Origin of the sequence: Thalassococcus sp. S3 (genome assembly GCF_004216475.1) — a bacterium.
Lineage (GTDB): Bacteria > Pseudomonadota > Alphaproteobacteria > Rhodobacterales > Rhodobacteraceae.
In genome coordinates, this window is the sequence record NZ_CP022303.1 from 4,752,362 (window position 1) to 4,773,352 (window position 20,991).

Consider the following 20,991-nt stretch of genomic DNA (forward strand, 5'->3'; position numbering starts at 1 on the left):
TATGCTGCATATACGGAGACCTGCGAGAGTCCGCAACCCCGATTATGACTGCGCGCGCATCCACCAGCGTTCGGCGATGCGCCCGTTATCGAGAGGCGCCTGCGCCCCGATCACTTTCGGCAATCCCACATCGGCATGTGTGGCCAACGCCATGTCATCGGCAGAGGGATGAAAAATCAGCCCGCCCTCGGCCCTTAATCCTTGCGGAGAGGGAAGCTGTGCCACGTCGACGAATCCATCCCGCAAAGCCTCCGCCCGCACCTCCGGGTCTGGGATCGCGATGATCTCTACTGCGTCGAACCAGCCCGCCGTGCCATCCTTGTAATGCTCCGCGACCCGTTTCCCAAGAAAGTGCCGCCCCGGCTGATGCCGCTCGACGCGGTAAAGACCGGTGCCGATATCACCCCCCCGCGCAACCGACGCCGCCGGGTCCGCCAACCGATAGGGCAAATGCGGATCGCTCTGGTCCAATGTCAGCCGCAACGCTGATGCCCCGGTCTGTGCGATCTCATAGTGATCGCCCAGCGCGGCAACGACATGCTCTGGGTTCAGCAGCGATCCATCGTGAAACCGCACCCCCTCGCGCAACACAAAATCCCAGACCCGCGCCGCATCATCCGATTGCCAAGAGAGAGCCAACTCAGCCTGCAGCACCCCGTTTGGCGCCACCTCCGTCAACGTGTCAAAGACCGCACCCTGCATCGCAGGCAAAACGCCATCATCCGACCTGGGCACGGCGAGACGCAGTTTGCCACCCGATTGGGGCGCCGCCTCCAGCGATACACCCGTGGCCGCCAGCAAGGCAGCGGCGGCACCAGAGGTGAAAAGCGCGCGGCGGTCGATCCGGGTCATGCGATGCTTACCGTTTCGGCAATCCGGTCCATGGCGCGCACAAGCTCTGCACTGATGCCCGGCTCCGACAGGGCATGCCCCGCGTTGCGCACCATTTTCAGGTCGCAGGCCGGCCAAAGTTCTGCAAGTTTCCAGGCCGACGAGGGCGGGCAAATCATGTCATAGCGGCCCTGCACGATCACGCCCGGAATGTGGGAAATCCGGCCCATATGGGCGAGGATCTGACCGTCAAACTCCAGAAAACCGCCATTGATGAAATAGTGATTCTCAAGTCGGGCAAATGCTCTCGCATAATCGCCAGGGCTTTCCCCGGACGTCCCGTTGGAATGGATGGAGGCCAGCGCGTTCTCCCATGCGGACCAAGCCCGGGCAAAACGGGTTTCCTTGCTCAGATCACCGCTAAAGAGCCTTCGGTTGTAGGCCGCGATCAGATCGTCCCTCTCGGCCTCCGGGATCATCGAAATGAACCGCGTCCAGGTTTCAGGCCAGAACTTCCCGGCCCCTCCGCCATAGAACCAGTCCAGCTCTGCCTTGGTCATCAGGAACACACCGCGCAGGATCAGATGCGCCACCCGATCGGGATGCTGCTGCGCGTAGATCAACGCCAAAGTGGCGCCCCAGCTGCCGCCGAAGACAAGCCATATATCGATATCCAGCAACCTGCGGATTTTTTCGATATCATCCACAAGGTGCCAGGTGGTGTTGTGCGTGACCGACGCATGCGGTCGGGATCGACCGCAGCCTCGCTGATCGAAAAGAATCACACGATAGACACGCGGATCAAAGTAGCGGCGCATGGCCGGGCTGCATCCGCCCCCCGGACCACCATGCAGCACGACAACCGGTATCCCGTTGGGATTGCCGCATTGTTCCACGTAAATCTGATGACCCTGGCCCACATCGACCATCCGCTGATCGAACGGATCGACCGGCGGATAAAGATACTGAACTGCGCGCTTTTGGTCCGAGAACTTATCCATGGATGACCTATATAGCCCTTAAAGGCCAAAAGAGCATATGGAGTGAGGAATGCAAGCGCATCAAACCACCGTTGACGCGTCGGAGATCGCAAAATTCGAGGCGATGGCCGCTGAATGGTGGGATCCGAAGGGCAAGTTCAAGCCTTTGCATATGCTCAATCCCTGCCGGCTGGACTACATCACCTCACAGATCGCCGCCGAATTTGATCGTGATCTCACGGCACCCAAGCCGTTTGAGCGGCTGCGCCTTCTCGACATCGGTTGCGGCGGCGGGCTGCTGGCCGAACCCATGGCGCGGCTGGGGGCGGATGTGGTCGGCGCGGATGCGGCAGAGCGGAACATCCCCGTGGCGCAAATCCATGCTGAACAATCCGGGCTGACCATCGACTACCGCCACACCACCGCCGAAGACATGGCCGCCGCGGGCGAGCAGTTCGACGTGGTGCTCAACATGGAGGTGGTCGAACATGTGGCCGACCCGCTGGCCTATCTCACAGCCTGCCAGCAGCTTCTCAAACCCGGCGGTTTGCACATCTGCTCGACCATCAACCGCAACCCGAAATCCTATGTGATGGCCATCTTCGGGGCCGAGGTGGTGATGCGCTGGCTGCCAAAGGGCACCCATGAATGGTCGAAATTCATCACCCCCGATGAGCTTTTCGATCTGATGTCCCAGGCCGGGCTGAACCCCGTGGATCGCAAGGGCTTCGTCTTCAATCCCGTCACCTGGAGTTGGAGCCTCTCGGACCGCGACCTCAGCGTGAACTACGTCACCACCAGCCTGAAACCCGCCTGACACCGCGAAGACGCCCGCAAGGGCGGATGAGCAGCCCGCTCAATCGCCGCTTTCCAGCTTCTGACGCAGATCCCTCAGGATCGGCAGGACCGAGCGGACCTTCTCCCCGCCCAGGTCCCCCACCACCCTGGTAATCATGGGGGTGATTGCAGAAATCGCCTGATCTCTTGCCCTTCGCCCGGCAGGGCTGATGGCCACCAACTTGCGTCGGGCATCGTCCCAGTCGGGACGGATATGGATATATCCCGCCCATTCCAGCTTGTTCAGCGTGTTGGTCATCGCGCCGCGTGTGACATGAAACGTGTCCGCCAGCTGTGCGGGTGTCCGCTCGTCAGCCACAAAGGCCAGGTGGTTCAGCACCGAAAAATGTGAAATCTCCATACCCTTTGGCAACACCTTGCTCAGGCGGTTCCGCAAAAGCTGATCCGCTGTCAAAATCTCACTGAACAGGGCGACCGCAAGGGGGCCGGTCTCTTCACTCATGAAGGTCCATCAAATGCACGCACATGCTTAAGCGCGGGCACCTTGCGCCGCGCGTCATGCACGGAACTAGCATCAATGTCGAAAATGTGAATGCCGGGATCGGTCGCAGCCTCTGCCAGGATCTCTCCCCATGGCGACACCGCAAGGCTGTGCCCATAGGTCCGGCGTTCCTTTCCCCTTGCCGCAGCGTGCCGCCCGGCTTGGGCCGGTGCCAGCACATAGCATCCCGTCTCGATGGCCCGGGCGCGCAGAAGCGCGTGCCAATGGGCCTCACCCGTCACCGGGGAAAATGCCGACGGGACAGTCAACACCATCGCGCCCGCTTGCGCCAAACTGTGATAGAGGTGCGGAAATCGGACATCATAGCAGATGCTCAGTCCAATCTTGCCAAAGGGCATCTCCGCGCAAACCGCGCGCTGGCCCGGCCGATACCCCGCGGATTCGCGATACGTCTCTGTCTTGGACACCTCGACGTCGAACATGTGGATCTTGTCATACCGCGCCGCAATCCGCCCGGCGGGATCAATCAGAAAGGACCGGTTGGCGAACCTGCCATCGGCGTCCTCCGTCTTCAGGGCAAGGGACCCGATCAAGAGCCAGATACCGCGTTTTGCGGCCTGTTCCTGCAAGGCGGCGAGGGTTGTATCGTCTTTTTCGTGCCGCAGTACGTCCACTTGGCGCGTCCGGCTGGCCGACACGCAATTGGTCACTTCAGGGGTCAGAACGAATTCAGCACCTGCATGGGCGGCCTCGTCGATCAGACCTTGGGTGACTGGAAGATTTGCGGCCGGATCGTCACTTGAACAAAGCTGGACGAGCGCGGTTCTCATGAACCGGCCAGCAGAGGGTCCAGCTTGCCCGCCCGGTCAAGCGCGTAAAGATCGTCGCACCCGCCGACATGGGTCTCACCAACAAAGATCTGCGGAACCGTGCGACCGCCATTGGCGCGCTGGATCATCTCGGCCTTGCGCCCCGGATTGGCCATCACGTTGATTTCGGAAAAGGATACACCCTTTTCCTTCAACAGCCGTTTGGCCGAATGACAAAAGCCGCAAAGGGGTGAGGTGTAGATTTCGACCGGTTGCATGACGTCCGTTTCCCTTGAAGATGTCTCTTTGTCTCGGACTTAAGCCTCCTTTGCAACGCGCGCCAGTGTCAGGACGCAAACCTCTCTTGCGCCACCCGCAAGGCACGCCTCGGCAGAAGCTGCCAGGGTCGCGCCCGATGTCATCACGTCATCGACAAGCAGCACGGATCGCCCTGACATCCGATGACGACGTTTTGGGTTGGCCTGAATGGCGCCCTGCAGGACGTCGAACCGTTGCGCCTGTGTTTTTCCGTCAAGCGATACGGTGCGGCGTCCCCGCAGCAGAAGATCAGGGCAGAGGGCCATGTCGATTTCTGCGGCCAAAGCCTGCGCCAGAAGGGCAGATTGGTTATACCGCCTTTTCACAAGCCGGCTCCAATGCAGCGGAACCGGCGCAATCAGCGTGTCCCTCGCCCTGATGTCGCTTGCCGCCTGGGCCAGCCACTTTGCGGCAGGACGTGCAATCTCCGCCCGGTCCCCATGCTTTAGCGCAAGAACCATTTTCCGCGCGCGGCCCTGATAGAGAAGGGCGGATCGCCCCTTGCTCCATGGTCGGGGGCGACGCATGCAATCATCGCAGCTTAACACCTCGCCCCCCGATGGGCCCGGCAACGGCACGCCGCATGCGTCGCAGATGGTTCCGCCGATGAATGGCGTATCGCCCCAACAGGCGCCGCATAGCCCAAAATCGCTTTCGACAAGCCCCCCGCAGCTCAGGCAACGAGGGGGATAGAGCATCTGCAGCGCGGTTTGAAACTTAGCCAACATCGCCTTACTTTCCGTCCATGTCCCGACCCGCTCCTCTTTTTGACGCAAACGCGTTGCGCCTTCATCGTACCCGCGCCCGACCCGACGCCTGTTTTCTGCAAGAGGCCGCGCTTGATGAGGTCGAAGATCGCCTTTCGATGGTTAACAGGCCGTTTACAAAGATCGGCGTCGTCTCCCCGTATCCGGACCTCTGGTCGACGCGATTTCCCATGGCCGAGCATATCGCCGACGATGACGTGCTCGCCTGGTCTGGCGAGGGATACGATCTGATCGTTCACGGGATGGCCCTGCATTGGGCAAACGACCCTGTGGGCCAGTTGATCCAGTGCCGCCGCGTCCTGCGCGAGGATGGCCTGTTCCTTGCGCTGTGTCTGGGGGGACAAAGCCTGACCGAGCTGCGCGCGGCCCTGTCCGAGGCCGAAATCAGCGAGACCGACGGGCTGTCACCGCGCATATCGCCGATGGCGGAGATTCGGGATCTGGGCGCCCTTCTGCAGCGCGCCGGTTTTGCCTTACCCGTTGCCGACACCCTCAAGCTGACGGCGGAATATCGTGGCCTCATGCATTTGATGCGGGATCTACGACATATGGGTGAAACCAATGCCCTGGCATCGCGCCTGCGCAGGCCGACCCGCCGGACCGTCTTTGACAAGGCGCAAGAGATCTACCTTGCCGCGTACGGGCAACCGGATGGCCGGCTTCCGGCCACCTTTGAATTGATAACGCTCACAGGATGGGTGCCGTCGGCCACACAGCAAAAACCGCTGCGTCCCGGCTCGGCCCAGCAGCGTCTGGCCGACGCCCTGAACACGCGCGAAACGTCGCTGCGCGATTGACGGGCAGGCAAAAGCCTATATCTCCCCGATAAGCGACGTTATTCAGGACCGCATGATGCTGGACACCACCAAGAAAGCCACCTGCCCTATTCACGCGCCCGAGGACCATCCGCCGGTCCCGGCTGAAAAGGTAGGCATTCTGCTGGCCAATCTGGGGACACCCGATGGCTACGATTACTGGTCCATGCGGCGCTATCTGAACGAATTTCTGTCCGACAAACGGGTGATCGACTATTCCGCCTGGGTCTGGCAGCCGCTGTTGCAGCTTATCATCCTGACCAAGCGCCCGTTCAGTTCCGGCGCCGCCTACAAGTCGATCTGGAATGAAGACGAGGGCGAAAGCCCCTTGATGACCATCACCAAAAAGCAGACCGCCAAGCTGACCAAGCGGATGCATCAGGAATATGGCGATCAGGTCATGGTCGATTTCTGCATGCGCTACGGCAACCCGTCGACCAAATCGAAAGTTCGCGAAATGGTAGAGGCGGGATGTCAGAAGATCCTGTTCTTTCCGCTATATCCTCACTACGCAGGCGCAACATCGGCCACCGCGAACGACCAGTTTTTCCGGGCCTTGATGGAAGAGAAATGGCAGCCCGTCACCCGCACGGTTGAGCCCTATTTCGAGCATCCGCTTTACATCGAAGCGCTCGCGCAATCGGTTGAGCGGACTTATGCCGATATGGAGACCAAACCCGACATTCTGGTCTGCTCCTATCATGGCGTGCCCAAGCGTTACCTGATGGAGGGTGACCCATATCACTGCCAGTGCCAGAAAACGACTCGTCTCCTCAAAGAGCGTTTGGGATGGGATGACACGCAGATCACAACCACATTCCAATCCCGGTTCGGGCCAGAGGAATGGCTAAAACCCTATACCGTGGAAGAAGTCGCCCGGCTGGCCGAAGACGGTAAGAAAAACATCGCGGTCTGTGCGCCGGCCTTCTCGGCCGATTGCATCGAAACGCTCGAAGAGATCAACGAAGAGATCAAGGAAAGCTTTGAAGAGGCCGGCGGTGAGCATTTCACCTATATTCCGTGCCTCAATGACGATGACGCACATATCGCAGCGCTGTCTGCCGTGATCGACAACAATCTTAAAGGCTGGCTGCGCTAGGCCTTTTCGAGCGCAACAAAAAAAGGCGGTGGAGTGCTCCACCGCCTTTTTTCTATTCGATTTGACCGAAAATCAGTCAGCAGCAACAGCTGCAGCAACCAGAACCAGCAGCAGCAACGGCAGCAGGATGCCCTGCGAGGAGCCGGTCGTCTCTTCAACGATGACCGGCGCTTCGACGACGGGCTCTACAATGTTGCCCGCGAAGGCGGTCGATGCTGCACCGGCGAAGGCTGCGGCGAGAACGAGTTTTTTCATATTAACCTCCAGAATTTGCGCGGCCTAACTACGTTAAACCACGCACCCAAGACTTTCCTCGTGACTTCTAGTAATCAACAAAGCGTCGGGATTGCAATTGCTTGTTAGACAGCGGCGCCCGGTCTTCGCCACAATGTCGTCAAATAAGCAACACCTGTGTGCCGACTTTGGCCAACGCGAAGAGTTCGGAGATATGTTCGTTGTAGAGGCCGATACACCCGTTGGACGATTGCCGCCCGATTTTACGCGTGTCGTGCGTTCCGTGGATCCGGTAGTACGTCCAGCTCAGATAAAGCGCGTGTGTCCCCAGTGGATTGTTCGGCCCCGGCGGAACGTAGGGCGGCCAGTCGGGATTGCGCTTGAGCATCGAAGGCGTCGGTCGCCAATCCGGACCCTCGATCTTGCGAACCACACGCGTTCGGCCCCTCCGGGTCAAATCCTCGGTCAAAGGAACGCTCGATGGATAAAGCTTGTAGGTCGCGCCGTCCGCGCTCCAGTAATGCAGCGCCCGCGACGTGATATCGACCAGGATCGCACCGTTGCTCAGGTTGTCGAAATACGGCTGCCAATCCAGAGACCGGAAGCTGGACACGTTCCGCCGCACACCCTGGGTCAGATCACCCTCCCCTCGGGTGGTTTGTGGACCATTGTAAGTCTGCGCAAGCGCCGGTGTGCTCAAAAGCGCGGCCCCTCCGGCCAAAAAGGCGCGCCGGGAGGGCGTGAAAACGGATCTGCCTGTCATAGTTGGGCTCCAACGATCATAAAATCGACGTGATCACGGCATCATATGGCTCGAAAGACGCAGTCGCAATCCAATCCTGCCTATTGAACCTGTTGACGACTTTGTGGGTTTGAAACGGATCGCAGGTCAGGCTATGGCCAGCGGTAGGCAACAAAAAGGGTATGCTATGGCGCGCATTTGGTCTGCTTTGATGGTCGGATTGCTGGTTTTTCTGGCGGCTTGCACGACACCCACAACCGAACCTCGCCTGGGTGCCGACGGCAAACCCCTTCCACAAGTATACCGCATCCGCGCAAGCGACGAAGGTCGACTGCAGTTCCGCATGGTCGATTCCGTCAACGCCTTGCGACGCGCCTCCGGCGTGTCCCCCGTACAGCTCGACCCCAAACTGAACGCTGCGGCTGCCACCCATTCGCGCGACATGTCGGTTCAGAACCGGCCTTGGCATTTCGGCTCGGACGGATCGTCGCCGATCGACCGGGTGCGGCGGGCCGGATATACCGGCGCGATGCTCGGAGAGGCGATCTCCGAGACTTACGAGACCGAGCTTGAGACGCTGGCCGCCTGGATGGAAGAGCCAGGAACACGCTCGGTCATCCTTGAACAGCGCGCCGTGAATATGGGCTTTTCCTGGTATCAGGAAAACAACGGCAAGATCTGGTGGACCTTGGTGATGGGCGGCCCGGCAAACGGTGCCTTTACGGGCGGATCGTGATCACCGTTCCGTTGTTTACCATCGCGTAAATCTGCTCCATCTCGCGGTTTTTCACCGCGATGCAACCCCAGGTCCAATCATCGCCCTTGGCCTTGAACGCATTGGGCTGGCCGTGGATGAAGATATCCCCGCCCGGTTTTTTGCCCATAGCCTTGGCAAAAGCGATATCCTGTTCGTTGGGATAGGATATGCCCAGCGACAGGTGAAACCGGCTGTTCGGATTGCGTCGGTCGATGATGTAAGTGCCTTCCGGGGTCTTTCCGTCTCCTTCGAACTGCTTGTGTCCCACCGGCGCAAATCCCAATTCAAAGCGATAATCCTTCAGCACCCGATCATGGTGCAGCAGGTACATCTTGCGATCGCTCTTGTTGACGACGATCGAAGTCACTTCGGGGCCGCGATAGCGGCGAAATTTGCTCGTGCTGCAGCCGGCCAGCGCAATCGCCGACACGGCCATTAGTCCAAAAGTCCGTCTTTTCATTATCTGCTCTGCCTGCCTGATCTGTCCCCCATGCGCTGATTACCGCCGATGGGTCAAATCTCAAAATCACATTTTGGCGTGATCGGACTGTTGCAGCTTTTTCTCAATCGCTTCAAGCCTGCGCAGCACTTCGTCGCGATAGGCGTCGGTTGCTTCACCGCTTTCCTGGCTATGCGCATCCTGCATCGAATTCACGATCAGACCGACCAGCAGGTTCACCACCGCGAACGTGGTAACCATGATAAACGGGACAAAGAACATCCAGGCGTAAGGATAGACATCCATCACCGGTCTGACGATGCCCATCGACCAGCTTTCCAGCGTCATGATCTGAAAAAGCGTATAGGCCGACAGACCCAGTGAGCCGAACCATTCCGGGAAGGTCGACGCAAAAAGCTTCGTCGCCATCACCGCGCCGATGTAGAAAATGATTGCCATCAGCAGGAAAACCGACCCCATGCCCGGCAGTGCCGTGATGAAGCCTTCGACCACCCGCCGCAGACGCGGCGCGACCGAGATCACGCGAAGCACCCGCAGGATCCGCAGCGCGCGCAGAACCGACAGGCCCTGGGCATTGGGCACAAGAGCAATGCCGACGATCAGGAAATCAAAGACGTTCCAGCCATTCAGAAAGAACCGTCCGCGATAGGCGATCAGCTTCAGGATGATCTCCATCACGAAGATGCTCAGGCACAGACGGTCAATGGTCAGGATCAGCGTGCCGGCTTCGGCCATGACGCTTGGCACCGTCTCCAGACCCAACGTGACGGCATTGATAATGATCACGGCGATGACCGCGTTGCCGAACCACGGATGTTCCAGAAATCTCGTCAAGCGTTCCCGCACGTGTAACCCTCCGCTCCTTCAGTCACCCGCTGCCATATGGGCAAGCGTGAAAGAGGCGGCAAGCTCAATGTGGGAAGACCAGCGGAATTGATCGACCACCTGCACCCAATTCAGGCGATAACCGGCAGAGATGAGCGTTTGCGCATCCCGCGCAAAGGTCAGCGGATCGCAGGAAACATAGGCGATGCGAGGGATTTGGGACTTGGCAATCTCGGCCACCTGCGCCTCCGCTCCGGCGCGCGGCGGGTCGATAACGAGGGCGTCAAAGCGGGCCAGTTCATCCGGCAGCAAGGGCCGGCGAAAAAGGTCCCGTGCTTCACCAGTTACCCGTTTGAGACCCTTGGCTTTCCGCCAGCCTTGATCGAGAGCGGCGATCATCTCGGCCTCGCCCTCGACCGCGTGAACCTCGGCCCCTTCGGCGAGAGGCAGGGTAAACGTCCCGCATCCCGCGAAGAGATCGGCGATATGTTTGGCGTTTGCGGTGGCTTCGGAAACAGCCTCTAACAAGGCTTGTTCTCCGTGTTTCGTGGCTTGCAAGAACGCACCGGGCGGCGGAACAACCTGTGCTGCGCCAAAACACTGCACCGGTGGTGCGCGCATGGCGACGACCTCACTCTCCCAGGCCAGACGCGCGAGGCGCAGTTGCTCTGTTGCTTGCGCCAGATCCGCGCGCAGCGGCCCGTCCAGCGGTTTGCCATGCCTGACCGACACGTCCAGCCCACCCTCCGACACCGTTACCGTCACAGCGAGCTTGCCTTTGCGGCTGGCGCCCATCCCCGCAAGGCGCTCGATTACGGGCAGCGCATCCAACAGATCGGGGTGCATCACGTGACAATCGCTGATTGGGACAACCTCGAACGACGCGGCGCGGTGAAAGCCTGCCGTAACACCCTTCTTGGTCCGCTTCGCCGCCAACGTGGCACGCCTGCGCGTCCGGGGAGGGGAGGTTACGATGGGGCGCATCTCCGCCTCGATCCCGCGTGCGGACAGGGCGCGGCGCACGCCCGACACCTTCCACTCCGCCACGAACACGTCGGAGGCATGTTGAAGCTGGCAGCCTCCACAAGACCGCGCATGCCGGCAGGGCGGCTTCACCCGATGCTCCGACGGCTCGATGATCCGCACATCGGTCAAGGTCGGCGCGGCGACCTCCCCGCTCACGATCTCTCCCGGCAGCACACCTTTGGCGTAAAGCCGGCCTTCGGTGACACCGTCCCCGTTCGGGACCAGGCGCTGGATCAGGTATTGAGCAGTCATGACAGGCTGATAGCGTCGGAGTTCGAGCCTTGAAAGAGCCTATTCCGCGGCTTCCGCCCGGATAAACCCGCCCGATTGACGATTCCAGTACTGCGCGTAAAGCCCGCCCTTGGCGAGGAGCGCGTCGTGCGTGCCGTCTTCCACGATCTGACCTTGATCCATCACGATGATGCGATCCATCTCTGACAGGGTCGACAGGCGGTGGGCGATGGCCAGCACCGTCTTGCCCTCCATCACCCGGTGCAGGGCTGTCTGGATCGACGCTTCCACCTCGGAATCAAGCGCGCTCGTCGCCTCGTCCAGCACCAGGATCGGCGCGTCTTTCAGCAGCGCGCGGGCCAGCGCGATCCTTTGCCGTTGCCCGCCCGACAGCTTCACGCCCCGCTCACCCAGATGCGCCTCGTACCCTTTACGACCCTTGTGATCCTCAAGCCCCAGAATGAACTCATGCGCCTCCGCCTTCTGTGCGGCGGCGACCATCTCCTCCTCGGTCGCGTCGGGACGACCGTAAAGAATGTTCTCCCGTGCAGAGCGGTTGAACATCGCCGTTTCCTGCGTGACCATTCCGATCTGGCGTCTGAGACTTTCCTGGGTAATGTCCTCGACATCGACCCCGTCGATCGAAATCGACCCGTTTTCCCGTTGATAGAGCCGCAGAAGCAACGAAACGAGCGTCGACTTGCCTGCGCCCGACGCACCGACAACGCCCAGTTTCTCTCCGGCTTTCACGGTGAGGTCGATGTCGCGGATCCCGCCGCTTTGCCGTCCATAGGCAAAGGTCACATCGTCGAAAACGATCTCCCCTTCGCTCACGTCAAGATCAGGCGCGCCGTCCCTGTCGGGCAACCGCGTGCGCGGTGTGAGCGTGCGCATACCGTCCTCAATCTCGCCAATATTGGCGTAGATCACCATCAGGGTGAAGCTGACCCAGCCGGTCATCTGCGCGATCCGGATCGCCACGGCACCGGCAGCGACAATATCGCCTGTGGTGGCCTGACCGGCTTGCCAGAAAAACAGCGTGGCCCCGATCAGCAGAACCGGCAGCAGACCGGCGAGCGTCATCAGGCAGAACCGGAACCCGGCGGCAAGATAGCCATAGTCGATGGACCGATCCCGAAATTTGCCGATGGCACCCAAAGCCGCGCGGTCCTCGTGATCGGCGTGGGCGAACAGTTTGACCGTCTTGATGTTGGTGATCGTATCCACGATCTGGCCCGACACCATCGCGCGCGTCGCTGCCCGTGCGGCCGAGCGTTCGCGCACCCGGGGCAGGAACCATTTGATCAGCGCGAAATAGGCGATGAGCCAAAGCAGAAACACCGCCGTGACCCTTGCGTTGATGGTCGACAACAGCAGGAGCGATCCAACCAGCGACGCCAGCGCAAAGGCCACCACATTGATCATCTCGACCGCGACATCCGTGACCGCGCGCGCCGCTTGCATCTGCTTTTGCGCGATACGACCCGCGAAGTCATCGTCAAAAAAGCTCACCGACTGGCCCAGCGTCCATCGGTGAAGGCGCGACAGGACCAGAGGGTTCACATTGGGCTGCACGATGATCGAGTTGGTAGCGGACGAGAGGCCAAAGAACACCGGACGCGCGAGCAGGAAGAACGCGACCGCCCCGACGATCATGCCCAGGTTGCGCCCGTCAAAGAACTGGTCCGGTCCGATGGCCACCGCCGCATCGACGACAAGGCCAAGCACCAATGCGGTGCCCGCCTCCATCGCGCCCGCAAGGGCCGAAAAGAAGGCTGCGAGGGCGAGCATCGGCCAGGCGCCTGACAGGCACCACCCCATGAACGCGGTGAGCGTCTGGGGTGGTGGACCCTCGGCGTGGCGGAAGGCGTCGATCCAGTTCTCGATCTTCATTCAGCAGCCTCCGGGTTGAGGAACCCGCCCGATTGACGCGCCCAGAAGCTGGCATATAGCCCGCCTTGCGCCAAAAGCGCGGAATGGCTCCCCTCTTCAACGATCCGGCCCTGATCCATCACGAGGATCCGGTCCATCTGCGCGATGGTCGACAGGCGGTGCGCGATGGCGATCACCGTCTTGCCCTCCATCATACCGTAGAGCGTATCCTGAATGGCTGCCTCCACCTCGCTGTCCAGAGCACTTGTTGCCTCGTCAAGCAGCAGGATCGGCGCGTCCTTCAGGATCACCCGTGCCAAGGTCACCCTCTGGCGCTGACCGCCCGACAGTTTCACGCCGCGCTCGCCCACATGGGCGTCATAGCCCTGCCTGCCCTGCGGGTCCTGCAGGTCGAGGATGAATTCATGCGCTTCAGCCTGTTTGGCGGCTGCGATCATCTGGTCCTCGGTGGCATCGGGCCGACCGTAAAGCAGATTGTCCCGCACCGACCGGTGCAAGAGTGCGCTGTCCTGCTGGACCATGCCGATCTGCTGACGCAGGCTGTCCTGTGTCACCTTGGCGATATCCTGACCGTCGATCAGAATGCGCCCATCCTCGACATCGTAGAACCGCAAAAGCAGCTTGACCAAGGTCGATTTGCCCGCACCTGACCGTCCGATCAGTCCGATCTTCTCGCCCGGATGGATCGTCAGGTCGATGTTGTCGAGCCCGCCGGACCCGCGCCCGTAATGGTGCGTCAGGCCCTGCAGTTCGATCTTGCCCTCAGTCAGCTGCAACTGACGGGCGTCGCCGTCATCCACCAGGTCAATCGGCTGGGCGATGGTCTCCATCCCCTCGGCTACGACACCCAGTTGCTGGAAGAACGAGGTCAGCGCCCACATGATCCAGCCCGTCATCGCGTTCAGCCGCAGTGTCAGCGCCGTTGCCGCGGCAACTACACCCACGCTGGTCGTGCCCTGCATCCACAGATAGATGGCCCAGCCCACGACGCTCACGATCAGAAGACCGTTCAGGGTCACAAGCGCGATATCCATCGTCGTGTAGATCCGCATCTCCCGCTGCACGGTCGCGCGGGTGTTCTCGATGGCCTCGCGGGCATAGGCCAGCTCATGTTCATTATTGGCGAACATCTTGACCGAATGGATGTTGGTATAACTGTCGACAACCCGTCCAGTCAGCGCCGACCGCGCGTCCGAGGCCGCTTGCGAGGCCGGACCGATCCGCCGGATCGTCCAGTTCACCAGCGCACCATAAAGCACAAACCAGCCTAGCAGCGGGATCAGCAGGCGCGGATCCGACGTGGTCAGCAGGATCGCAGCACCCACCAGATAGGCGAGAGAGAAAGAGATTGCGTCAAAGACCTGAAACACCACCTCCCCCGCGGCGGGCGGGGTCTGCATGATACGGTTGGCAATGCGCCCGGCGAAATCGTTCTCGAACCAGCCCACCGACTGGCGCAGCACGTGTTTATGAGCGCGCCACCGGATCAGCGTTCCGAAATTGGGAAGGATCGAGTTGTTCAGAAACAGCACATCCACCGCCTGGATCAACGGGCGCAGGAGCAGCACGAAGAGCGCGAGTAGAATGAATTCCAGCCCGTTATCGGCCCAGACCTGTTCGGGCGTATCACCCAACAAGTCCACCACCCGGCCCATGTAATAGATCAGGCCAATCTCGATCGCAGCGACCACGACAGACAGACCGGCAGTAATCGCAAAGACCTTGTGGAACGGCCGTGCGTATTCGCGCATGAACGGCCATAGCTTGGTGGGCGGCGTATCCGTTTCCGGATAGGAGACAAAAGGATCGACGAGGTTTTCAAAGAAACGAAACATATTCAGGAGCTCCTGAAGAGCAGATAGGGTGCGAAATGTAGATGGTGAACGCGCCGGATCACCAAAACACGGGGGTCAGGTGATCAGGCGAAGCTGAACCAAATCCCGTGATACATATGCAACCCTCCCGAATCTGAGACGCTGAAAGGCTTATCCAAGGACAGCGATTTTGTCACCCCCGGGCATCCTGCAAATTTGCACATGTGCAGTTAATCTCTTTTCGACAGCAGGTCCGCCTTGGTCAGCCGAAAGCCTGACGCCACCCAACGCTCGGTCAGTTCCTTCAATCGCGCACCCAACGCCGCGCCCTGATAGTCCGGCATCAAGTCCTTTGCAGTGACCGGGCATTCGGCGGCGGCGCCGGCATGCGCGGCCTCGATTTCGGTGGCTTCAACCGGCTGCGCCATGATCGCGCCGCGGAGCGCCAGAATATCTTTGGCAAGCACAACTCCATAGCGAAATCCCAGAGAGCCCGCCTCTGCACCGTCTTCCAAAGCTGTTCGAACCTCGTCCAGATAGCGCGCCAGCGGCTTGGACAACCGCAAGCTATGGGCCACGTCCTGCCCGGCCAGCGCGGCCAGGCGACGCTCCGCCTTTGGCGCAAGGCTCAGATCCGTCTCAAGATGGACCAATGGTGCAAGAGCCCTTGGATCTGCGCCCGGTAAGAGAGCTGCCAGCACCCCAGCTTGCGCCATCGCCGCGACAGACGGCGCCGGATCCGGCGCGTTCAGCAGCTTTAACATCTCCGCCCCGACCCGCTCTTTTGCAAGGGTGGCAAGCCCGTCGAGATTTCCAGCAATCGCAGCCAGCGCGTCGGGGTCGAGCCCATCCTCCGCCGCGCCGTACCATGCGTGGAACCTAAAAAAGCGCAGGCTCCTCAGGTAATCCTCCCGGATCCGGTCCTGCGCATCGCCGATGAACCGCACGCGCCGCGCCCGAAGGTCCGGCAAACCGCCTAACGGGTCGATCACCTCACCGCTTGGATCGGCATAAAGCGCGTTCATGGTAAAGTCGCGCCGCGCTGCGTCCTCTTTTATATCGCGTGAAAACGCGACAACGGCGCGTCGGCCATCTGTTTCAATGTCTTTTCGGAAGGTGGTCACCTCATGTGGGATTCCGCCCGAGATCACCGTAACCGTTCCATGGGCAAGCCCTGTTGGAACCGCCCTCAGACCCGCGGCCTCCGCCCGCTCCAACACGTCCTCGGGACGCAAATCAGTCGAGATGTCGATATCCGCAACCGGCTGGCCCAAAAGCGCATTGCGCACGCAGCCCCCCACGAAAAGAAGTGTGGCATCCTCCTGGCCCAGCGCGTCAAAAACGGCCTGCGTCTCCGCCCTTTGCAGCCAGGTGCCGGTGATCCGCATCACTCCTCCATCCGTGCGGCCAACCCTCTCAGCATGCGCGCCGTGGCGCCCCAGATATAATAGGGACCGAACGGAACCGTGAAAAACCGGCGCTGCTGGCCGCGCCAGGCGCGGGCCTCGATCTGGTAGTTCTCAGGCTGCAGCAGATGCGGCAGCGGCACGCGAAAAACCTCTGCCACCTCTCCCGGTTCCGGTTGGGTAGCGAATTCATCCCGGATAACTGCGACAACCGGCGTGACGGAAAAGCCGGTCACCGTCTCATGTGTGGGAAGGTCACCCAGGACATCGACGTGAGATGCGGGCAAGCCGATCTCCTCCCGCGCTTCGCGCAGCGCAGCAGCGCGGACGTCCCTGTCAGTCTCATCCTGTTTGCCGCCGGGAAAGGCGATCTGGCCGGGATGATGCTTAAGCGCGGATGAGCGTTTGGTCAGAATGACCGTCGGCACCTTTTCAAAACTCGTCACCCCCACAAGAACCCCGGCCGGGCGCAGCTTGCGCCCCGCCGGCAAAGCCACATCCGGGTTCAGATCAAAGTCAGAGGAGGCATGGCCGGGGCGCGCCAGAGCGGCGCGCAACCGGTCTTCGACATCATTCACCGGGCGCTTTCTCCGCCTCGAACCCCAAGGTCTTGGGGTCCAGATCGTAATGAGCGCTGCAGAACTGGCAATCCGCAGTGACGCGACCGTCCTCGGTCTGCATCTTCTCGATATCCCTTTGGGAATAGATCGACAGGCTCTGTCGCACTCGTTCTTCGGAACAGGTACATCCGAACCTTACCGCCTGCGCGTCAAAAACCCTTGGCTGTTCTTCGTGAAACAGCCGGACCAGCAGATCGGTGGGCGGCACGGTGGGGCCGATCAATTCCATCTCTTCGACGGTGCCGAGCAGGATGTTCACCCGGTTCCAGTTGTCGCCCTCCTCCCCATCGATCAGATCGGCGGGCTTCAGAATCTCTCCGCTGCCATCCGCCTGCGCCACGAAGGGCGATGCCTTGGGCATGTGCTGCAACATGATGCCACCCGCGCGCCAATGCTCGGCCACGCCCGGCTCGGACGAGAGACCAAAGCTCAGCGAAAAGCGCGTTGGCAATTGCTCGGACTGGGCGAAATACGCCTCCGCACAAGCGCTCAGCGATCCGCCGTCCAGCGGGGTAATGCCCTGATAGGGTGTCGTGCCCTCGCCCTGGTCGATGAGGATCGCGAAATATCCATCTCCGATCTGGTCGAACGGCGCGCCATCGGTCAGACGTGCGGCATCAAAGCTGGCATAGGCCCGGATCTTCGCAGGCTCCCCGGTCTTTTCGGGTGCATAGTAATCCGTCGCAATCATCCGCACGGCGCCTTTGGATTGAACCTGAAGCGACAGCTTCCACCGCAGGTCGATGGTCTGCCCGATCAGTGCGGTCAGCAATGCCATCTCGGCTACCAGCGCCTCGACCTGAGACGGATAGTCGTGCTGTTTCAGAATACCGCTCAACACCCCGTCAAGCCGCGCGACGCGGCCGCGCATATCGGAGGCATCAAGCTGGAAGGGCAGGACGGTATCGTCCCACGCGAGTTTCGATCCGAGTGTCATGGGGTTTCCTTACGCGCCACAGGTTGGCATACCGCGCCTATATAGGCGCATCAAGTTCACTGAAAAGAGACTGTCCGCTATGATCAGGCGTTTTGGCTCGGCCCCTGAAAAAGGGCAGAAATACATATTGCGGCCCGGAGTTTACGCCATTCTGCCCAAAGGCGGTGCGCTATTACTGACCTGCCAGAATGACGGCACACCGGATATTCAGCTTCCCGGCGGGGGCATCGATCCGGGCGAATCGCCACTCGTCGCCCTGCAGCGCGAGGTCTATGAAGAGACGGGATGGCTGATTGGTCGGCCTCGTCGGATCGGAGCATTTCGGCGCTATGCTTTCATGCCGGAATACGATCTCTGGGCCGAAAAGCTTTGCACGATCTATACCGCGCTACCAACCCGCCGCCTGGGTCCCCCGCTGGAGGAGCATCACGAAGTCATGTGGATGACGCCGGACCGGGCCAGCAAGATGCTCGGGAACGCGGGTGATCGTCACTTCGTCAAAACCTTCGTCAGGTAACGAAGTCTCAGGGCCCGAAATATTCGAACAACGTGGCTGAGACATCGTCACCCATTGTCTGGCTGGCGCTCATCTCTTCGGTCAGCCGCCAAAAGAGATCATCCAGAAACTCCTGCCCGTCCTTGATTGGACCGGCCTTGGAGATCAGGCGAAGCAGCCCGTCTTCTTCAAGCATCCCGCCCGATCCGATCTCACACTCGGTAAACCCGTCGGAGTAAAGCAAAAGCTTATCGCCCACCTCCATCTTCAGCTCAATCTGCTGATAGGAAATGTCGGGTAACAGACCGATGGGGACACCGCCCGACCCGATAAATTCATGTGTCCCATCACGCCGGAGCAGTAGCGGATGGGGGTGCCCGGCCTGTACCAGCTTGACCGATCCGGTCCTAAGATCGGCGATCCCGTAGACCATGGTAAAATACTCTTCGATGCCGGCATCCGCCGCCAGTCGATTGTTGAGGAGTGCGGCGACTTCTTCGGGCGGTCGGAGTGCAAAGAACTTGTTCAGGCGCAGCTCCATCGCGACGTTCTGATCGAAATGCTTGCTGCTTAGGTAACTTCCTAGTCGCGCGGTCATCATCGCCGATGTGATGCCATGGCCAGACACATCGATGCTGTAGAACCCGACACGGTTCGGTCCGGGCGAAAACATTCCCACAAGGTCGCCCCCGATGTGACCACATGGTTTGAGAAGAAGGCTCACCCGCGACTTGCCAAACTGCTCCGAAAGATTCGGAACCAGTGATTCCTGGATTTTCTTGGCCTGCATCAGGTCCTTGTCGATCGTGTCATAAACCTCCTGCAGTTTCCCCAGCGTCTTTGTGATCACCCGGTTCTTTTCGGACAGTTCACGCTGCATCCGCAGGATGCGGTCGCCCGCGGAAATCCGGGCGCGAAGCTCATCGGAATTGACCGGTTTCGTGAGGAAGTCATCGGCCCCCGCATCAAGGCCCTCGGCAATCTCGCCCTTATCGCTTTTGGACGTTAGCAGAATGAAATAGCCATAGCTTTCATGCTTCAACCCCCTGAAAGTCTTGCAGAATTCCAGGCCCGACATCCCCGGCATCATCCAGTCGCTTAAGACCAGATCAGGCGGTGTCTTGGCGCAGATCTCAAGCGCGGCCTCGCCGCTTTCGGCCTGTAGAACCTCGAACCCCCAGCGGTTGAGCGAGCTGACAAGGATGCGGCGTTGCAACTTGCTGTCATCCACCACCAGAACACGCCGGATCGACGCCCCGACGATCTGCCTCGCCTCATCTGCCTGCTTTTCCAATTCGGTCACGGCCGCCCCCTGAGGTCGCCCCTGCGACCACTCGTATCGCACGCACCTTCGGCCCATTCGCTTAACCAACCGTGAAGGTTAAAGTTGTAAGGGCTTTTCTCATCCAGTTAACCCGGCGTTTACGCCGATCGGGCCATCCTAGGGGGTGGGGTCGGAACAATCGGGTGTCGGAATGATCAAATGGGCGCGTGTGGCAGAACTACGCGAGGAAATCGGCGAAGAGGATTTTGACGAGGTAGTGGACCTGTTTCTGGAAGAGGTACAAGAGGTCGTCACCAAACTTCGTACAAATCCCAGTTTGGCGGACCTTGAACAAGACCTCCATTTCCTGAAAGGCAGCGCATTGAGCCTGGGCTTTGCCCGCTTTTCCGAGCTGTGCCAAAATGGCGAACAACGCTCTGCATCGGGGGACGCGGCCAGTGTCGACCTGGCCGAGATCCTGACCGGTTTCGAGCAATCGAAGAAAGTGTTCCTTGCGGAACTCCAGGATCAGATGGCCAATACCTGATTTACATCAGTTTATAGAAATTCTGGGGCTGCAGGGACCCCATGTCATCAATAGCCTTGGCGCGCAGCAATCTCATACCCTGCAACCAGCGCTCGTAATCCGTCGACTTCAGCCGCGTATATTCCTGCACCTCCTTGTGCGGCAGGATCAGAAAGACCTCTTCCTGAATGCCCTGCATGATCGCCTTTGCCGCGTCATCTGGCGTCAGCAGGGATGGCCGCCCCTCTGCCGCCTCCTCGGTCAAGCCGATGAGCGGTGTGGCGACGTATTGCGGACAAATCACCGAAACCTTGATACCGTCCATCCCGTGGGTGATCGCGAGGGATTCCGCAAAGCTGACCGCCGCGTGTTTTGTCGCCGAATACGCCGCATCGCCGATCTGGCACAAGAGCCCCGCCGCCGATGCCATCTGTACAAGATAACCCTCGCCCCGTTCGATCATTTTCGGAAGCACCGCGCGGGCCGCGTAGACATGCGACATCACGTGAACGTCCCAGTTAAGCTGCCAGACCTCATCACTGGCGGAGGCCGCGTGATCCGGCTCACCTCGACCCAGGCCCGCGTTGGACACAAAGATATCGACCTGTCCAAACGCGTCTTCGGCCTTTTCGACAACCGCCCTGATATCGCCTTCCCGCGTCACATCGCAGGACACCGCAAGACCGCCGATCTGCTGTGCCAGGTCTATGGCCGCCTGTTCCTGCAGATCCGCGATGACAACATGCGCACCGGCTTGGGCCATCTGACGTGCAAGCGCCGCGCCAATGCCGCTCGCCGCGCCGGTGATAACCACGGTTTTCCCAGAAACGTCCATGAGACT

Annotated in this window: 24 protein-coding genes and 1 pseudogene; 6 read left to right on the forward strand and 19 right to left on the reverse strand. The window is 60.3% G+C overall.

Features of this window, described 5'->3' with window-relative positions:
* Positions 1-42: 42 nt before the first annotated feature.
* Together CFI11_RS23120 and pip are read right to left on the reverse strand one after the other, a co-directional pair.
* Positions 43-852 carry an ABC transporter substrate-binding protein gene (locus CFI11_RS23120; protein WP_130409838.1) on the reverse strand — a complete coding sequence of 270 codons (810 nt, stop codon included), beginning with the start codon at positions 850-852 and terminating at the stop codon, positions 43-45.
* Positions 849-1,832: a prolyl aminopeptidase gene (gene pip / locus CFI11_RS23125; RefSeq protein WP_130409839.1), complete on the reverse strand. Its 984-nt coding sequence runs from the start codon at positions 1,830-1,832 to the stop codon at positions 849-851. The genes CFI11_RS23120 and pip overlap by 4 nt, the downstream gene beginning before the upstream one ends.
* 49 nt (positions 1,833-1,881) lie before the next feature.
* Between pip and ubiG the strand changes: the two genes are divergently transcribed.
* Positions 1,882-2,628 carry a bifunctional 2-polyprenyl-6-hydroxyphenol methylase/3-demethylubiquinol 3-O-methyltransferase UbiG gene (gene ubiG / locus CFI11_RS23130; RefSeq protein WP_130409840.1) on the forward strand — a complete coding sequence of 249 codons (747 nt, stop codon included), beginning with the start codon at positions 1,882-1,884 and terminating at the stop codon, positions 2,626-2,628.
* 39 nt (positions 2,629-2,667) lie between these two features.
* Here the strand turns inward: ubiG and CFI11_RS23135 are convergent, their stop codons facing one another.
* From CFI11_RS23135 to CFI11_RS25060, 5 genes and pseudogenes are all read right to left on the reverse strand, one after another.
* Positions 2,668-3,111, reverse strand: coding sequence for a MarR family winged helix-turn-helix transcriptional regulator (locus tag CFI11_RS23135; protein ID WP_130409841.1), 444 nt, complete (start codon positions 3,109-3,111; stop codon positions 2,668-2,670).
* On the reverse strand, positions 3,108-3,941 hold the full coding sequence (locus tag CFI11_RS23140) for a carbon-nitrogen hydrolase family protein (protein WP_130409842.1): 834 nt from the start codon (positions 3,939-3,941) through the stop codon (positions 3,108-3,110). The genes CFI11_RS23135 and CFI11_RS23140 overlap by 4 nt, the downstream gene beginning before the upstream one ends.
* Positions 3,938-4,198, reverse strand: a complete 261-nt coding sequence (grxC, locus tag CFI11_RS23145; RefSeq protein ID WP_130409843.1) for a glutaredoxin 3 — start codon at positions 4,196-4,198, stop codon at positions 3,938-3,940. The genes CFI11_RS23140 and grxC overlap by 4 nt, the downstream gene beginning before the upstream one ends.
* Before the next feature lie 39 nt (positions 4,199-4,237).
* On the reverse strand, positions 4,238-4,765 hold the full coding sequence (locus CFI11_RS23150) for a ComF family protein (RefSeq protein WP_371687493.1): 528 nt from the start codon (positions 4,763-4,765) through the stop codon (positions 4,238-4,240).
* Between the two features lie 9 nt (positions 4,766-4,774).
* Positions 4,775-4,966 (reverse strand): annotated as a pseudogene (locus CFI11_RS25060) (double zinc ribbon domain-containing protein); the annotation flags it as partial.
* A 17-nt stretch (positions 4,967-4,983) separates the two neighbouring features.
* Between CFI11_RS25060 and CFI11_RS23155 the strand changes: the two are divergent.
* A complete protein-coding gene (locus tag CFI11_RS23155; protein ID WP_130409845.1) occupies positions 4,984-5,802 on the forward strand; it encodes an SAM-dependent methyltransferase in 819 nt (272 codons plus the stop codon).
* Between the two features lie 55 nt (positions 5,803-5,857).
* Complete coding sequence (gene hemH / locus CFI11_RS23160; protein ID WP_130409846.1) at positions 5,858-6,919, forward strand: ferrochelatase; 1,062 nt, start codon at positions 5,858-5,860, stop codon at positions 6,917-6,919.
* 72 nt (positions 6,920-6,991) lie between these two features.
* Here hemH and CFI11_RS23165 read toward each other — a convergent pair whose 3' ends face one another.
* Both CFI11_RS23165 and CFI11_RS23170 read right to left on the reverse strand, forming a co-directional pair.
* A complete protein-coding gene (locus CFI11_RS23165) occupies positions 6,992-7,174 on the reverse strand; it encodes a hypothetical protein (protein ID WP_130409847.1) in 183 nt (60 codons plus the stop codon).
* A 139-nt stretch (positions 7,175-7,313) separates the two neighbouring features.
* Positions 7,314-7,916: a L,D-transpeptidase gene (locus CFI11_RS23170; RefSeq protein WP_130409848.1), complete on the reverse strand. Its 603-nt coding sequence runs from the start codon at positions 7,914-7,916 to the stop codon at positions 7,314-7,316.
* A gap of 166 nt (positions 7,917-8,082) precedes the next feature.
* On the opposite strand from CFI11_RS23170, the gene CFI11_RS23175 reads away from it, so the two are divergent.
* Complete coding sequence (locus tag CFI11_RS23175) at positions 8,083-8,631, forward strand: CAP domain-containing protein (protein WP_130409849.1); 549 nt, start codon at positions 8,083-8,085, stop codon at positions 8,629-8,631.
* Here the strand turns inward: CFI11_RS23175 and CFI11_RS23180 are convergent.
* The 8 genes from CFI11_RS23180 to CFI11_RS23215 form a co-directional block, all read right to left on the reverse strand.
* The gene (locus CFI11_RS23180; protein WP_130409850.1) at positions 8,615-9,112 is read right to left on the reverse strand and encodes a murein L,D-transpeptidase family protein; all 498 of its coding nucleotides are present in this window, start codon (positions 9,110-9,112) and stop codon (positions 8,615-8,617) included. The genes CFI11_RS23175 and CFI11_RS23180 overlap by 17 nt on opposite strands.
* Before the next feature lie 66 nt (positions 9,113-9,178).
* A complete protein-coding gene (locus CFI11_RS23185) occupies positions 9,179-9,958 on the reverse strand; it encodes an ion transporter (RefSeq protein ID WP_130409851.1) in 780 nt (259 codons plus the stop codon).
* A gap of 18 nt (positions 9,959-9,976) precedes the next feature.
* Positions 9,977-11,215: a class I SAM-dependent RNA methyltransferase gene (locus tag CFI11_RS23190; RefSeq protein ID WP_130409852.1), complete on the reverse strand. Its 1,239-nt coding sequence runs from the start codon at positions 11,213-11,215 to the stop codon at positions 9,977-9,979.
* 39 nt (positions 11,216-11,254) lie between these two features.
* Positions 11,255-13,087 carry an ABC transporter ATP-binding protein gene (locus tag CFI11_RS23195; RefSeq protein ID WP_130409853.1) on the reverse strand — a complete coding sequence of 611 codons (1,833 nt, stop codon included), beginning with the start codon at positions 13,085-13,087 and terminating at the stop codon, positions 11,255-11,257.
* Entirely contained in the window at positions 13,084-14,922 is a 1,839-nt protein-coding gene (locus CFI11_RS23200; protein ID WP_130409854.1) for an ABC transporter ATP-binding protein, read from the reverse strand. The genes CFI11_RS23195 and CFI11_RS23200 overlap by 4 nt, the downstream gene beginning before the upstream one ends.
* A gap of 209 nt (positions 14,923-15,131) precedes the next feature.
* Positions 15,132-16,289: a CCA tRNA nucleotidyltransferase gene (locus tag CFI11_RS23205; protein ID WP_130409855.1), complete on the reverse strand. Its 1,158-nt coding sequence runs from the start codon at positions 16,287-16,289 to the stop codon at positions 15,132-15,134.
* Positions 16,289-16,885 carry a CoA pyrophosphatase gene (locus tag CFI11_RS23210; RefSeq protein ID WP_130409856.1) on the reverse strand — a complete coding sequence of 199 codons (597 nt, stop codon included), beginning with the start codon at positions 16,883-16,885 and terminating at the stop codon, positions 16,289-16,291. Before CFI11_RS23210 ends, CFI11_RS23205 begins: the two co-directional genes overlap by 1 nt.
* The gene (locus tag CFI11_RS23215; RefSeq protein ID WP_130409857.1) at positions 16,878-17,864 is read right to left on the reverse strand and encodes an Hsp33 family molecular chaperone HslO; all 987 of its coding nucleotides are present in this window, start codon (positions 17,862-17,864) and stop codon (positions 16,878-16,880) included. Before CFI11_RS23215 ends, CFI11_RS23210 begins: the two co-directional genes overlap by 8 nt.
* 79 nt (positions 17,865-17,943) lie before the next feature.
* Here CFI11_RS23215 and CFI11_RS23220 point away from each other — a divergent pair, with 79 nt between their 5' ends.
* Positions 17,944-18,381, forward strand: coding sequence for an NUDIX hydrolase (locus CFI11_RS23220; protein ID WP_130409858.1), 438 nt, complete (start codon positions 17,944-17,946; stop codon positions 18,379-18,381).
* A 7-nt stretch (positions 18,382-18,388) separates the two neighbouring features.
* Here CFI11_RS23220 and CFI11_RS23225 read toward each other — a convergent pair whose 3' ends face one another.
* Positions 18,389-19,663 carry a PP2C family protein-serine/threonine phosphatase gene (locus CFI11_RS23225; protein ID WP_371687458.1) on the reverse strand — a complete coding sequence of 425 codons (1,275 nt, stop codon included), beginning with the start codon at positions 19,661-19,663 and terminating at the stop codon, positions 18,389-18,391.
* Positions 19,664-19,835: 172 nt separating this feature from the next.
* Between CFI11_RS23225 and CFI11_RS23230 the strand changes: the two genes are divergently transcribed.
* Positions 19,836-20,171, forward strand: coding sequence for an Hpt domain-containing protein (locus tag CFI11_RS23230; protein WP_130409860.1), 336 nt, complete (start codon positions 19,836-19,838; stop codon positions 20,169-20,171).
* Between the two features lies 1 nt (position 20,172).
* On the opposite strand, the gene CFI11_RS23235 is transcribed toward CFI11_RS23230, so the two are convergent.
* Positions 20,173-20,985, reverse strand: coding sequence for an SDR family oxidoreductase (locus CFI11_RS23235; protein WP_130409861.1), 813 nt, complete (start codon positions 20,983-20,985; stop codon positions 20,173-20,175).
* Between the last annotated feature and the right edge of the window lie 6 nt (positions 20,986-20,991).